Origin of the sequence: Terrihalobacillus insolitus (assembly GCF_028416575.1) — a bacterium.
In the GTDB taxonomy this organism is placed as follows: domain Bacteria; phylum Bacillota; class Bacilli; order Bacillales; family Amphibacillaceae; genus Terrihalobacillus; species Terrihalobacillus insolitus.
On the sequence record NZ_JAMQKB010000007.1, the window covers coordinates 26,173 to 40,409 of the forward strand.

At 37.3% G+C, this 14,237-nt stretch carries 11 protein-coding genes and 2 pseudogenes; 11 read left to right on the forward strand and 2 right to left on the reverse strand.

Features of this window, described 5'->3' with window-relative positions; translation table 11 throughout:
• Positions 1 to 4 precede the first annotated feature (4 nt).
• The 7 genes and pseudogenes from lpdA to NC797_RS08675 all read left to right on the forward strand — a co-directional run.
• A complete protein-coding gene (gene lpdA, locus NC797_RS08645; protein WP_272436507.1) occupies positions 5 to 1,390 on the forward strand; it encodes a dihydrolipoyl dehydrogenase in 1,386 nt (461 codons plus the stop codon).
• A gap of 376 nt (positions 1,391 to 1,766) precedes the next feature.
• Positions 1,767 to 2,093 carry a bh protein gene (locus NC797_RS08650; RefSeq protein ID WP_272436380.1) on the forward strand — a complete coding sequence of 109 codons (327 nt, stop codon included), beginning with the start codon at positions 1,767 to 1,769 and terminating at the stop codon, positions 2,091 to 2,093.
• Between the two features lie 520 nt (positions 2,094 to 2,613).
• Positions 2,614 to 4,689: a BglG family transcription antiterminator gene (locus NC797_RS08655; protein ID WP_272436381.1), complete on the forward strand. Its 2,076-nt coding sequence runs from the start codon at positions 2,614 to 2,616 to the stop codon at positions 4,687 to 4,689.
• A complete protein-coding gene (locus NC797_RS08660; protein ID WP_272436382.1) occupies positions 4,689 to 5,138 on the forward strand; it encodes a PTS sugar transporter subunit IIA in 450 nt (149 codons plus the stop codon). Before NC797_RS08655 ends, NC797_RS08660 begins: the two co-directional genes overlap by 1 nt.
• Positions 5,139 to 5,192: 54 nt before the next feature.
• On the forward strand, positions 5,193 to 6,548 hold the full coding sequence (locus NC797_RS08665) for a PTS galactitol transporter subunit IIC (RefSeq protein WP_272436383.1): 1,356 nt from the start codon (positions 5,193 to 5,195) through the stop codon (positions 6,546 to 6,548).
• Positions 6,549 to 6,575: 27 nt separating this feature from the next.
• Positions 6,576 to 6,860 carry a PTS sugar transporter subunit IIB gene (locus NC797_RS08670; protein ID WP_272436384.1) on the forward strand — a complete coding sequence of 95 codons (285 nt, stop codon included), beginning with the start codon at positions 6,576 to 6,578 and terminating at the stop codon, positions 6,858 to 6,860.
• A gap of 349 nt (positions 6,861 to 7,209) precedes the next feature.
• A pseudogene (locus NC797_RS08675) lies at positions 7,210 to 7,482 on the forward strand (DUF4153 domain-containing protein); the annotation flags it as partial.
• A gap of 253 nt (positions 7,483 to 7,735) precedes the next feature.
• On the opposite strand, the pseudogene NC797_RS08680 reads toward NC797_RS08675, so the two are convergent.
• Positions 7,736 to 7,940, reverse strand: a pseudogene (locus NC797_RS08680) (LysR family transcriptional regulator); the annotation flags it as partial.
• 649 nt (positions 7,941 to 8,589) lie between these two features.
• Here NC797_RS08680 and betA point away from each other — a divergent pair.
• The 4 genes from betA to NC797_RS08700 all read left to right on the forward strand — a co-directional run bounded on the left by betA (position 8,590) and on the right by NC797_RS08700 (position 13,608).
• Positions 8,590 to 10,275, forward strand: coding sequence for a choline dehydrogenase (gene betA / locus NC797_RS08685; protein WP_272436386.1), 1,686 nt, complete (start codon positions 8,590 to 8,592; stop codon positions 10,273 to 10,275).
• A gap of 505 nt (positions 10,276 to 10,780) precedes the next feature.
• On the forward strand, positions 10,781 to 11,236 hold the full coding sequence (locus NC797_RS08690) for a MarR family winged helix-turn-helix transcriptional regulator (protein WP_272436387.1): 456 nt from the start codon (positions 10,781 to 10,783) through the stop codon (positions 11,234 to 11,236).
• Positions 11,220 to 12,821: an MDR family MFS transporter gene (locus NC797_RS08695; protein WP_272436388.1), complete on the forward strand. Its 1,602-nt coding sequence runs from the start codon at positions 11,220 to 11,222 to the stop codon at positions 12,819 to 12,821. Before NC797_RS08690 ends, NC797_RS08695 begins: the two co-directional genes overlap by 17 nt.
• 154 nt (positions 12,822 to 12,975) lie before the next feature.
• A complete protein-coding gene (locus NC797_RS08700) occupies positions 12,976 to 13,608 on the forward strand; it encodes an NAD(P)-dependent oxidoreductase (protein ID WP_272436389.1) in 633 nt (210 codons plus the stop codon).
• A 150-nt stretch (positions 13,609 to 13,758) separates the two neighbouring features.
• Here the strand turns inward: NC797_RS08700 and NC797_RS08705 are convergent, their stop codons facing one another.
• Entirely contained in the window at positions 13,759 to 14,214 is a 456-nt protein-coding gene (locus NC797_RS08705; protein ID WP_272436390.1) for a hypothetical protein, read from the reverse strand.
• Positions 14,215 to 14,237 lie beyond the last annotated feature (23 nt).

A 14,237-nucleotide genomic window follows, 5' to 3' on the forward strand; every position in this document is an offset into this window, starting at 1 on the left:
GATAATCTTGAAAAAATATGAAGTAGTCGTAATTGGTGGCGGCCCTGGTGGGTATGTCGCTGCGATTAGAGCCGCAAAGTTAGGGAAAAAAGTAGCCTTGGTCGAAGCTGATTATCTAGGTGGTACTTGCTTAAATCGTGGGTGTATACCTTCAAAAACGTTACTAAGGCATGCCGAGGTTATTGAGAATATAGAAAAAGCAAAGGTTTGGGGGATTGAAACGGGGCCGATAACATTTTCTTTATCGAAAATGTTAAAGCGGAAAGATCAAGTTATTAAACAGTTGCGAACAGGGATTGGCTTTTTGTTAAAACAAGGTAAAATTGACGTGTATGAAGGTCTTGGTGAGGTTCAATCGAACCAGGAAATTACCATACAGCTGAAGGATAAACAAGAAACGATTTATGGAGAGAAGATTATTCTTGCGACGGGTTCCACTCCGGTGGTACCACCAATTGATGGAATAGAAGAAACGTACTACTATACGAGTGATACCGTGTTTGATTTGGAAGAAATTCCAAAATCAATTGTTATTATAGGTGGAGGGATCATTGGGGTTGAATTTGCTTGTATCTTCTCAAGTTTAAATGTAGACGTAACGATTGTAGAGATGGCGGATCGTATTACATCTACGGAAGATCCAGAAGCGTCTAAAGCTCTTAAAAAATCATTAGAAACAAAAGGTGTTAAGATTTTAACAAATACAAAGGTAATCAATCTTGGACAAGTGGATGAGAACAAGCAGGTTCACATTGAAAAGTCAAATGGCAATACGGAAGTGATTGAAAAAGATGCTATATTATTATCTGTCGGTCGTAAGCCGAACCTAACTGCTGCCAAAAAGTTACCCTTAGAAATGGACGGTCCATTTATAAGGGTAAATGAAAAGATGCAAACGAATACACCATCAATTTATGCTGTAGGAGATGTAATTGGCGGTTTTCAACTAGCTCATGTTGCCAGTGCAGAAGGGCTTGTTGCGGCAGCTAACGCTAGTGGTGGAAATGAAACCGTCAATTATAAAGTCGTTCCTCGTTGTGTCTACACAAACCCAGAAATTGCAAGTGTTGGGTTAACTGAGGAAGAAGTGAAGGCTAAAGGCATCAAATACAAGGCAGTAAGAGTTGATCATCATAGTAATGGTAAAGCATTAGCACTTGATGAAAAAGAAGGCTTTGTAAAGCTGCTTGCAGATGAAAAATATGGTGAGATCCTTGGTGTAACCATGGTTGGCCCACACGTCACGGAGATGATTACGGAACCTTCCGCCTTTATCCATTTGGAAGGAACTGTGGATGAGCTCGCCACCATGATTCATCCACATCCATCTGTTTCGGAATCTCTATTTGAGGCAGCAACATCGTGGTTAGGAAAAGGGGTACACTCTTGATAGGGTTTTATCATACCATTTAATGTTGTGAGGATTGAATAGACTGTATTCACACTAAAAAAATAAATGAATAAAATAAATATTATTTAACCTTAGTAATTAGCATCCAATGGGCGTTGGACAATTTAACAAAAACAAAGTTTAGTGAAAATAGGACAACATAAAACTTTCGCTTCGCTTTATGGGTGACTTTTCTTACGCATGCCAGCAGTATTGTTGTAAGCCACAGTAGTTCAAGTTCAAGGGTAATTATTATGTTAGGTCTTATTAAAATTAAAATTTTATAGATAATGAATATTGTGGGATATTCTATATGTGTTTGTATTATAATAAATGTAAATAATTATAATTAATTATATGACTAGGGGGAAGCTTTGTGAAACAAACATATCTGGAATCTGAATTGTTTTGTATTCACTGTCTAGATGAAACAGTCCATAAAATTACTTATATTAATGATCAAATAACGAAGGTTGAATGTGAAGAATGCCACAGTGTACTTGAACTTAGAGTCGATTTAATGAAGGAGTTCTTTAGAGAATCTTATAATAGAATTGCAACCAAACCTTCTCGAATTACCAAAGAATACAAAGAAGATCTAAGTCATTTTCTACTTAAATTACCCATTCGTATCATGACTAAACCGTATAGAGTTGCAAAGGATATTAATGGAGTGCGGAATATCATAAGAGATTATAAGTAGATATGTACGATTGGTAGTTGTGATTTTAGAACGAACACCAGATTAATAAGCTCTTGATTTAAATTATCAACAACTTTATTAGAAATGGTTGAGTAATTATCCCACCCAGTTAAATAATGGTCATGTAATTTTGAAAAAAAGGCTACATCCTAATCGCGGGAAGTGGCCTTTTGTGTGTTGTGGCGAGAGCGAACCAATCGCTGAAAGTCCCCAACACGAAGTAGTGGCAAATTGTATAACGCTAGTACATGTAAGAGCGACAATCATGTTTGCAAAGTGGAGTCGGACAAACTGTTCTAACTAAGAACAAGTTAAATCGCACAAGTCTGCTCAATAACCAGAAAGAAGACTAAAGTAAGTGCTGTGAAAAAACAGGTATTTCTTTAGCTAATGTATTGCTGAATTATGGTTAGAAGTGTGATTTAAAAGTAAGACAATTTTAAGTATAAAGTTCTTATTTGAAAGCGGATACATTATTGTTGTAACGATGGTAAAATGGAAGAGTAAGGAGGAGCTCCTAATGTATCTTGATAAGAGAAGTAAAAGCATTTTGGAAGACCTGATCAGTTATCCAAATATGTCTAGTAAAGAGATGGAGAGCCAATTCGGACTTACTAGAAGGCAAATTAAATATAGTGTCGAAAAGATAAATAGCTGGCTAGAGGACAACAACTATCCATCGATAAAGAGGCTGAAGAATGGAAAATTCATTATTCACCCGGCGTTGGCTGAATTGCGTGCTAATGACGGACTAAGAGTTGCAGAAAATTACATTCCGTCGGAGGAAGAGAGGGTTTTATTAATCCTTTTCATCCTACTAGCTCAAGATGATTTGTCGTTAATCCATTTTACACAGGCTCTTAAGGTTAGTAATGTAACTGTTCTAAGTGATATGAAACAAGCGCAGCAAAGGGTGAAGCAGTTTGGTTTAGAGTTTATCTATTCACGTACGGAAGGATATCAATTAGTTGGTGAAGAGTGGAGTCAAAGAAACCTTTTGTATTACATTCTACATGAGTTAAGTGAAAGGTATGGCGGTCTTGCTTTGATTCAAGACTTTGCCACTTTAGATGAAGAAAAACTTAATTTTATTTTCCAGCAGCTAGAAAAGATTGAGGAATTCCTTGGGATTAAGTTTGCTGATGAAAAAATGCAACTCTTACCATACTGTATTGGAATTATTTTAGAACGGGTAAGCCGAGGAAACATTATCACCTTTGATTTTCAAATTCAATACAAAGAACTATCAGATACAAAAGAATATGAAGCAACTGAACATCTTATTAAGTATGAGAGGAGCTTGCCTGAGGTTGAAAGGCTATATATTACGTTACAGCTTTTGTCTACAAATATATTTTCAGGAGAGGTACTATCTGGAGATGGCTTAAAGAATGCCTTATTGGAGACACTTCATTTATTTGAAAAAAATGCATTCATAGAATTGAGAAATAAAGATTATTTAATGAAGAGGTTAATGCTTCATTTAAAGCCTGCTTATTATCGAATTAAATATAATCTAACTACTTTTCATGAAACGGTAGTTCAACTAGACAAAGCGTATGTGGAGCTTTATCACATTGTTGGCAAGTCTTTAAAGCCGCTTGAGACGTACATAGATAGTAAGATTCCGACAAATGAAAGGTTGTACATGACGTTATTTATTGGTGGTCACTTAATTGAGACAAAACAGACCCTTGCTGAACGTAAAAAAGCGGTTGTGATTTGTCGCAATGGTGTAACCCTCTCCAAATTACTAAGAAACTCCTTAACCGAATTATTTCCGGAATTATACTTCTATGAAACTATGTCAGTTAGAGAATTTAATGAGAAGAAACCTCATGATGTAGAGTTAGTTTTTTCACCGGAACCAATAAAGTCAAATGTTACTGTCTTTATTATTAATGGATTTTTAACTGAAAAAGATAAGATTCAATTAAGGCAAAGAGTAATGAAGAGGTTATATGGATTTAAAAGCGAAGCCTTTGATATAGAACGAATGATACGTATTATTGAAAAATCTGCTGACATTCACTCAAGAAAAAATTTGATAGCTGATATCCAAGAATTTTTTAATCCGATAAAAAGTGAACTTTTTTTAGAAGAACAGCAAGATGGAAATCCAGATTTATATCAGCTAATAAATGAAGATACCATTCAAATGATTGATTCTGTGCCAGATTGGGAAACTGGAATCCGTCATGCAGCAAAACCATTGCTGGATAATCAATCTATTACAACCGAATATGTAGATATAATGATTCATTCTCATGATTTTGAAAATCCGTATATGTTTTTAGGGAAATCAATGGCTATACCGCATGCAAGTCCAGAAAATGGTGTGAACAGACTTAGCATGAGTTTACTAATTGTTAAAAATGGTGTGTTGTTTTCGAAAGATTTGAATATTCACTTCATCGTTGTTATTGCACCTACAGATGCTAGTCAGCATGTAAAGGCAATCTACCAGCTTAGTAAGCTTGCAGAAAATGGTGAAATGTTACAGAAACTTCTTGATGCAAATAGTAATAGTTCAATTGTGGAGACCCTAGAAGACATAGAATTAGTCAATTATGCAAAAAAGAAGGAGGGGTCTTAATGAATATAGATGATGAATTGATTATGATTAATCTTGAAGCTGAATCGAAAGAAAGAGCTTTAAGTGTACTAGGTAGCCGATTGCATGAGGAAGGTTATGTAACGGATGATTTTGTTAAAAGTGTGATGGAAAGAGAACAGGTATATCCAACTGGTTTGCCAACAAGTCCATATGGATTAGCGATTCCACATACGGATTCAGATAAAGTGATCAAGCCAAAGATTGCATTTGCTACATTAAAAGAACCGATTAAATTTTCATCGATGAGCAACATGGAAGAGGAAGTAGATGTGAAAATAATCTTCATGTTAGCTCTGAAAAATCCACATGAACAACTTGAGATTCTTCAAAAATTAACTGGGATCTTTCAAGATAGTGACGCTGTTACAAGGATTGCTAATGTAGAAACTTCTGAGGAATTCCATCAATTACTAGGTTCATTTGTTTAAGAAAAGGTGGTAATGATTTAACCATATAAATTAAGCTAAGAGGAGGATGGCGTAATGAGTGTTATACAGTGGTTTGTTGACTTAGGTGCAAGTGTTATGTTGCCAATCATTATTTTCGTTTTTGCGTTGGTATTAGGAACAAAAGTTGGTAAGGCTTTTCGTGCGGGTTTAACGGTTGGTATTGGTTTTATTGGAATCAATTTAGTCATTGGATTATTAGGGGATAGTTTAGGGCCAGCCGCCCAAGCAATGGTAGAAAATTTTGGTGTGGAACTTAGCATCATTGACGTAGGGTGGCCGGCAGCAGCAGCAATTTCCTACGGTACTGCATTGGGAAGTTTAGCAATCCCAATAGGTATTGGTTTAAACGTAGTATTGCTTGCTTTAGGTCTCATGCGCACCCTTAATGTTGACGTTTGGAACTATTGGCACGCCGCATTCACTGGTGCACTAGTGTATGCCTTAACTGGTAACTTTGCAATTGGTATTGCGACAATTGTTGTTCACTTAATGCTATTATTCTTACTTGCTGACATAATGCAAAAGGATATTGAAAAATTCTATGGTTTTAAGAATATCACCTTCCCACATGGTACATCAGCACCTTCGTATATCGTAGCTAAACCATTAAATTGGTTGTTTGATAGGATACCAGTATTCAACAAACTAGAAGCAAACCCAGATACTATCCAAAAACGCTTGGGGATATTTGGAGATTCAACTGTAATGGGTGTTCTGATTGGTCTAATCATTGGTATATTAGCTGGTTATGATGTTAAAGGAGTATTAAACTTAGCAGTTCAAACAGGGGCAGTTCTGTTACTTCTTCCTCGTATGGTATCCTTACTTATGGAAGGGCTTTTACCGATTTCTGAGGCTGCTGGTAACTTTGTTAAGAAACGTTTTCCAGGAAGAGATTTCTATATCGGTATGGATAGTGCATTAGCAATAGGACACCCTGCTGTACTGTCAGCATCCTTATTAATTGTGCCGATCACTCTATTCTTGGCTGTTGTTCTTCCAGGAAATAGGGTATTACCTTTTGCTGACTTAGCAACTATTCCGTTTATCATAGCATTAATGGTTCCGGTATTTAGAGGCAATATCATTCGTACAATTGTTGGTGGCTCCTTATACATTGGTGTCGGTTTATATATTGCAACGTGGGTTGCTCCACTATTAACTAGTACTGCTGCATCTGCAAACTTCGATATGGGCAATAATGCTAGTATCTCTGCATTAGTAGATGGTGCCGTTTGGACAACATTCCTATTCGTTTGGTTACCGAAGATTTTCAACTGGTTTAGTATCGCGCTAATTGGAGTTGTCGTACTGGGATTAATGATTTATGTAAATAAATTCAAACCCCAAAAAGTAATTGAAGAGTCTGAAGGTCAAAAGGCAATTTAATTTAAAATTATACAAGGGGGAAACAGCATGAAGAAACTATTAATCATGTGTGGAACAGGTGTGGCAACTTCTACAGTTGTTACGGGAAAAGTAAAGGAATGGTTGGAAAAAGAGGGATTAAAAGATAAAGTTAATCTTTATCAATCAAAAGTAGCTGATGAGATTAATAGAATTCATGATTATGACATAGTGGTTTCCACTACCATCGTTCCTGAACATATTAAAGACCACGTTATTGATGGATTACCTTTGTTAACTGGAATGGGAATAGATGAGATGTACGAAAAGATAAAGAAAAGAATTAAAAATTAAAAAAATTGATAAGGCTATGTCGATTTTACAGACATAAGCCTTATTTTTTATGTCTAAACTTAAAGAGGATGTTCAAAAAGTCACCAAATGATAAGCGGCGCATCTCGAACCCGTACGATGTGGGTCATACAGGCGTTGACACAGGACGATTCCTTAAATGGCTTGTTTTTCCATTTCTCACGTATTAAAAGCATACGCTGCGATACTCAAAACTGCGTCGCCTCGACCTGCTTGCTTCTGATTTGTCGATTTTTGATAACGCACTTAAAGTATAGTGTCCGCAGTCTGGTTCAGTGTCGGTTCAAATGTCAGCGGCAATGACGTGGCTGCCCATTGTTAGACACACACAATGTTTGTTCTTGCGCTTATCATTGACAGTGTGGCTTTGTCAGCCATCGTGTTCAGACTTTCTTCTTATGGAATTACGCCTAATAGACTTGCTGTTTCAGGAGTGAACATACTTATTTGGGCCAATCTAATTTGGATTATGCTCGCCTATATTCGTTTTCTACAAAACAAATCCGGACCTTCAACAATCCAAGATGCCGTTACTAAGTATTTGCCAGTGTACGGACTTTGGGCAGCTTTCGTTATGTTTACTTTTCCGATAATTTTTAATTAGAAAGGCTCTGTTATTGTAACGAAAAGCGAATCTTCTATAACGTATAAAATCCTTGGAGCCGATTTAATGCAGCTTGTTATACAGAGTTGCATCGTTTCGGCATATTTTCACTACTAAAGTTAATAAGAGGATATTCTATCTAGAAGACCTAATATATTGTTGCAATTGGCTTCTTTAAAATATGAGCTGTTTCATGTGCCCGAGAAAGGACTTCATGAAACGTATTTGAGAAGCTAGACTTTCAAATTTTAAGTTTGAGCTGGGGCAGTAATTTTAAACCATCGGATATTAAACTGATACTGAAACGCCCTCTTTTCAAAAGAGACCCGCCATTCTGATTCTAAATCGTTCATCATACGGCTGATACCAGACTGTCTATAGTTTAATGCATCAGCCGCTTTTGTAAAGCTCCCATATTCTACTGCTTTGACAAATGCCGTATAATTTTGGATATTCATAACTCAGCCCCTTTATGTCCGTTTTTTGTCATATATATCATAAGTATCAAACTGAAAGACAAGATTTTGTTAATGAGTTAGTTGATACGGCAAGAAATTGGGCGTTAAAAAACAGTTCTTATTAAATGAACAAGTAGTGATCCAGTCCTTTTCTTTTTGTTCATATTTCTTCAATCCCTTATCCAATAACGCTTTCCGCTATCTATCCATCCACTGCTTCACAGGAAATTCCCCAAACGAATATGGGTCGGTTTACAAAAAAAGTACACTATGTTATATTAAAAACATTAAAAATGTTAAATAAAAATTTAACAAAGTTAACAGTGAGGGCAAGATGAACATCAATGGAAAATGGTTGAGGCCTGTTCCGGAAAATGAGGGACATTACCCATCTATGACACAGGCTCAGATAGATATTAACAATCTGTCTCTGGACAGTAATTAGGTAAACCTAGATTAGAAGCGTACATAGAAACGAAAAGTATCAATTTGTTTCTAAAGCCTGAGCGATTGAATGGGTTTAAGTGCGTGCTATTAAAAACTACTAATCTATTAACTGTTCGAATACTGAAGGAGGAATTTTAATGCATGCTTTTAATAGAGAAATGATCTTTGCATTCAATTTTCAACATACAAGGAGGTTCGGAAGATGAATCAAACATATGATTATATTGTCATTGGTGGCGGTAGTGCGGGTTCTGTACTCGGTGCCCGTCTAAGTGCAGATGGAAAACACAGTGTGCTTGTTTTAGAGGCAGGACGTAAAGATTTTTCATGGGACCTATTAATCCAGATGCCAGCCGCTTTACCGTTCCCCGCGGGGAAAAGCCTCTACGACTGGAGATACGCATCTGACCCTGAACCATATATGAATGGACGCCGTGTCAAGCATGCCCGGGGAAAGGTGCTCGGAGGTTCGGGCTCCATTAACGGCATGATTTTTCAACGAGGCAATCCATTAGACTATGAACGTTGGGGGGCCGACACGGGTATGGAAACGTGGGACTTTGCGCACTGTCTTCCGTATTTCAAACGCATGGAAAATGCTTTAGCATCGGATCCTGAGGATGAGCTTCGTGGCCACGATGGTCCTCTCAAATTGGAACGTGGACCAGCTACTAATCCTCTATTTCAAGCCTTCTTTAATGCAGCTGTTGAGGCAGGCTATTCAAGAACCCCCGATGTGAACGGTTTTCGACAAGAGGGATTCGGACCATTTGATAAGCATGTGTACAAAGGTAGACGGTTTGGGCCTTCACGCGCCTATCTGCATCCGGCTATGAAGCGTCCGAACCTCACTGTAAAAACGCGTGCTTTTGTTACTAGTATCGATTTCAATGGTACCCGAGCAAGTGGTGTGACATATCAACGAGACGGGAAAACTCATCATGTCACTGCAGGGGAAGTTATTCTCGCTGGGGGTGCAATCAATACACCGCAGCTACTTCAACTGTCAGGTGTGGGTGATGCTAAACACTTGCGCTCACTTGGTATTGAACCTGTAGTTGATCTTCCAGGTGTAGGCGAAAACCTACAGGATCATCTCGAAGCCTACATCCAATACTCTTGTCCGTTACCGGTTTCTGAGCAACCTAACTTAAATAAAGCGAAGATGCCTTGGATCGGTTTGCAGTGGTTACTCGGACGAAAAGGTCCAGCAGCAACGAATCATTTCGAAGGTGGAGGTTTTGTTCGCTCGAATGAGGACGTCGACTATCCAAACTTAATGTTCCATTTCCTTCCAGTAGCGGTAAGGTACGATGGCAAAAAAGCGGACACTGCTCACGGATTCCAGGTACACGTCGGACCGATGTACTCTGATGCACGAGGGTCATTAAAAATTCGTTCAAAAAATCCCAAAGAGCATCCGAGCATGGTCTACAACTACCTTTCGACCGAACAGGACCGACGCGAGTGGATTGAAGCGGTAAAAATCTCACGTGAAATCATGTCTCAGCCAGCTATGGCACCCTATAATTCGGGAGAAATATCACCTGGTCCTTCCGTTCGTACAGACGAGGAGATTTTGGACTGGGTGGCGAAAGATGCCGAGACGGCACTTCATCCAAGTTGCACTGCAAAGATGGGGCCAGCTTCAGATCCAATGGCTGTCGTGGATCCTCTAACCATGAAGGTCCATGGGCTCGACAATGTACGAGTAGTCGATGCATCTGCCATGCCTTATGTAACGAACGGTAATATCCATGCACCAGTGTTGATGCTGGCGGAAAAAGCATCGGACATCATCCTTGGACGGAAACCACTAGATCCTATTAATACCGACTATTACCGTCATGGAGTACACCCAGCTGACGCAGGCGCAATAAAAGCTTAAAGAGGATGTTCAAAAAGTCACCAAATGATAAGCTGCGCATCTCAGGCCCACACGATGTGGGTCATGCAGGCGTTGCCACAGGACGTGGCGGTCTTAGCCTGTATTCCTTAAATGGCTTGTTTTTCCGTTACTCACGTATTAAAAGCATACGTTCCGTTACTCAAAACTACGCCGCCTCGACCTGCTTGCTTCTAATTTGCCGACTTTTTGAACACGCACTTAAATCATATAATTTTCCCCATGGGAAGGCCTCAATCAAAATGTATTTTCTATTTAAAGCATACATTTAGTGATAGAGTGGCCTTCTCTTTTTTTAGCTAAAAAATTGCAGTCTAAGTTATCCCCCTAGTACTACAAAATTTTTAATGTAAGTGGTCTCAAAAATGAGACATTCCATCCTAATTATCTATTACTGATAACTTGAATTTTACCTCTATTAATAATATACTTTGAAGATGTGTATCTTAGTTGCTAAGATATATATCACGAAGGGAGTTTTATGGTTTTGAACATCTTTGAAGATTTATTAACTTCATTAAAAAGAGCAAGTGAAGTGAGTATATCGATTATGAAGCCTAGAGATGTTGGAGAGGTTAATCATGGCTTAATGATTTTTCTTTTTATGATTCATCATAAAGGTGAAATTAAAACAAGTGAAATCTCAGAACACTTTGGTGTGACATCAGGTGCTGCAACTGGTATTGCAGATAAGCTTGAGAACTTAGGATTAATTGAAAGGCAGCGAAGTAAGACGGACCGAAGAGTTGTCACATTAGTTCTGTCTAAAAAAGGTGAAAAGCTTGTACAAGATAAGAAAAAAGAACACGTTGAGTTGTATCAATACATTTTGCAGGATTTTTCTGAAGAAGAGCTATTAAATACAATTCATATGTTAAATAAAATTTCAGACAGAATTGAAAGTTATAACAACAGGGGGGAACAGCATGGAAACGTTAGATAAAAGACAAAAAATGCTTATTATGATAGCAGTCATGGCAGTGCTACTTTTTTCAGCACTAAATATGACGATTGTTGGAACAGCATTACCAAAGATTGTTTCAGCAATAGGTGGGATGGAATACTTTGATTGGGTGTTTACCATTTATATGTTGACATCAAGTATTACGGCTATTTTAGTTGGAAAGCTATCTGATATTTATGGACGAAAGATTTTCATATTAGTTGGTATTGTAATCTTCAGCTTAGGTTCATTGTTAAGTGGTTTTTCAGATACGATTCTGCAACTTATTTTATTCCGTGGAATCCAAGGCTTTGGTGGCGGGATGCTAATGAGTGTATCGTTTGCAACAGTTGGTGATTTATTCTCGCCAAGAGAGCGCGGACGTTGGCAAGGGGCACTTGGTGGGGTTTTTGGCTTAGCAAGTCTTTTTGGACCAACATTAGGTGGGACTATTGTTGATAACTTCCAATGGTCATGGGTGTTTTGGGTATTTCTTCCATTTGGTGTCATCGCATTTATCTTAATTGCAAAGCTTTATCCGAAAGCAGAAAACAAAGCAAAAGAGAAAGTCGACTATTTAGGTTCATTTGTATTAACGATTGTGATTGTGACGATGCTCTTAGGATTTTCATGGGCTGATTCAAAGTATGCTTGGGACTCACCTGAGATTATTGGGTTATTTGCGACATCGATTGTATCTCTAATTCTATTTTTAATCGTTGAAATGAAAGTTAAAAGTCCGGTTATCCCACTTCATTTATTTAAAAATAATGTATTTGCGATTTCAAATGCGGTTGCTTTTTTATTAGGGATGGGAATGTTTAGTGTCATCATGTATATACCGTTTCATGTTCAAGGTGTAGCAGGTAAAACTGCCACAACGTCTGGTCTTATTGAAATGGCAATGACGATTTCAATGGTAATTTCAAGTGCGATTGCAGGTAACTTAGTTACAAAGACGGGAAAGTATAAAAAGATTGCGATCATTGGCTTAATAGTGATGTCCATTGGTATCTACTTAAATACGTTATTATCCATTGAAACATCATTAACACGCGTCATTTTAAATCTAATCGTAACAGGTCTTGGGATGGGGGTGACCTTCCCAGTATTTAATACAACGGTACAAAATGCTGTAAAACATAAATATTTAGGTGTTGCAACAGCAACATCTCAACTGTTCCGTGAATTAGGTGGGACAGTTGGTGTAGCGATTATGGGTGCGATTATGACGAATGAAATGGCTGAGAAGATTGAAGAAATTAACATGCCAGAAATACCAGCTGGCGATGCACCAACAGGTGGAATGGGTATGGATATGGAAGCATTACAGGATCCACAAATTTTAATGAACCCTGATGCTTTAGACAAAATTAGAAGTGAACTCCCTGAACCAATGCTTGACGTGTTTAATTCTCTTATTATTTCATTACGAGAAGCGTTAAGCTACGCGTTATCTTCAGTTTTTATGTTTGCCATGTTTGCGATTGTATTAACGGTTGTTTTAACTTTTTTCTTAAAGGAAATTAAACTACGCACATCTAATGAGGATGAGGAAGAGGAAGAAGTCCAAGGAGAACAATAAGAAAAGTAGGAAGTGATCTATATTGTGAATGCCAACCAAGCTTGGACATGCAAAAGGAATCAAGAAGGATTATGAAAAAATAACAGGTAAAGAACCTACAAATATACGAAAATATGTTGAGGATTTAAAAAAATTGGATCGAGGGAGGTATAACATGAAACTTGTTATATTCGGCTCAACAGGAAGAACAGGAATTCCACTTTTGAATCAAGCTTTAGAAAAAGGGCATGAGGTAACGGTCCTTGTACGTAATAAAAACAAGCTAAATATTTCTCATAATAATTTAACCGTTGTTGAAGGTGATGTGTTAGACTATCAATCTGTTGAAAAAGTAATTATTGGGCAAGATGCGGTTTTAAGTGTGATTGGACATACGAAAAATGGCTCGAAAAACCTGTTAACAAACGCAGCTACTAATATGACAAACGCTATGGAAGTACATCATGTTAAAAGGTTGATCAGCTTAACAGGAGCAGGAGTTGAAGTTGAAAAGGATGTCAAGCAAGGAATAATGAGCCATTTAATCCATAAGGCTTTAACAATCTTTGCGAAGGAGTTATGGCTTGATTCCATTAACCAAAAGGATGTCATTGTAAAGACAGAATTAGATTGGACGATTGTAAGAGGACCAAGACTTTTGGAGGGAGAAAAAACAGAGCAATATCAAACAGGCTATTTTAAATTTAAAAAGCCAATGATCAACCGTGCTGATGTCGCACATTTTATCTTAGAGGAATTGGAAAGAAATCAATATGTTAAAGAGTATCCGTTAATAGGAATGAGTTGAATATTTACGAATTGTATTTTTTCAATAAAGAAATGCTATATGATGTATGCAACAATGCCATTCAGAACTATAAAATATACTTTTTAATAGTGGTCTAAGAAGAGACAAAAATCGCCTTTTGTTAACGATGTGTTTAAATGGCGATTAATTTTATGTAACTTGTTTTATTATTTTTAAAATTAAAAAGCCTATGAAGAAACCTGGTATTATGAAGAGTATTGGTGAAAACACTGGTCCAAGTAAAATCCCAAAAATTTTAATTTTTGGAGAATAGATTAGTCCTATCGTAACGAAATAGGCAGTAGTAACGAAAGGCAGCAAGCTGAAGGGAGAAGTTCTCCCGTCAGCGTCTTTAATTGCATCCCACATAGCAAAAAAGTATAAGCAAGGATAAAACATAAGCCATTGATAATTGGTTTTTTCAATAGCAGTTACAATATCTCCATGAAAACTAAACAATATAGCTAAGTTAAAGTTGGATTTAATATTTACAATAAATTCCAATATTATAAATATAATTCCTTTTATATATTTACGATTTAGGAGTTGAGCAAATCCAGGTAATGCGATTGACCATAGTAACTTTTCTATCTGAGCGTTGTTCATTTTAAATGCATCAACTTTCTTTT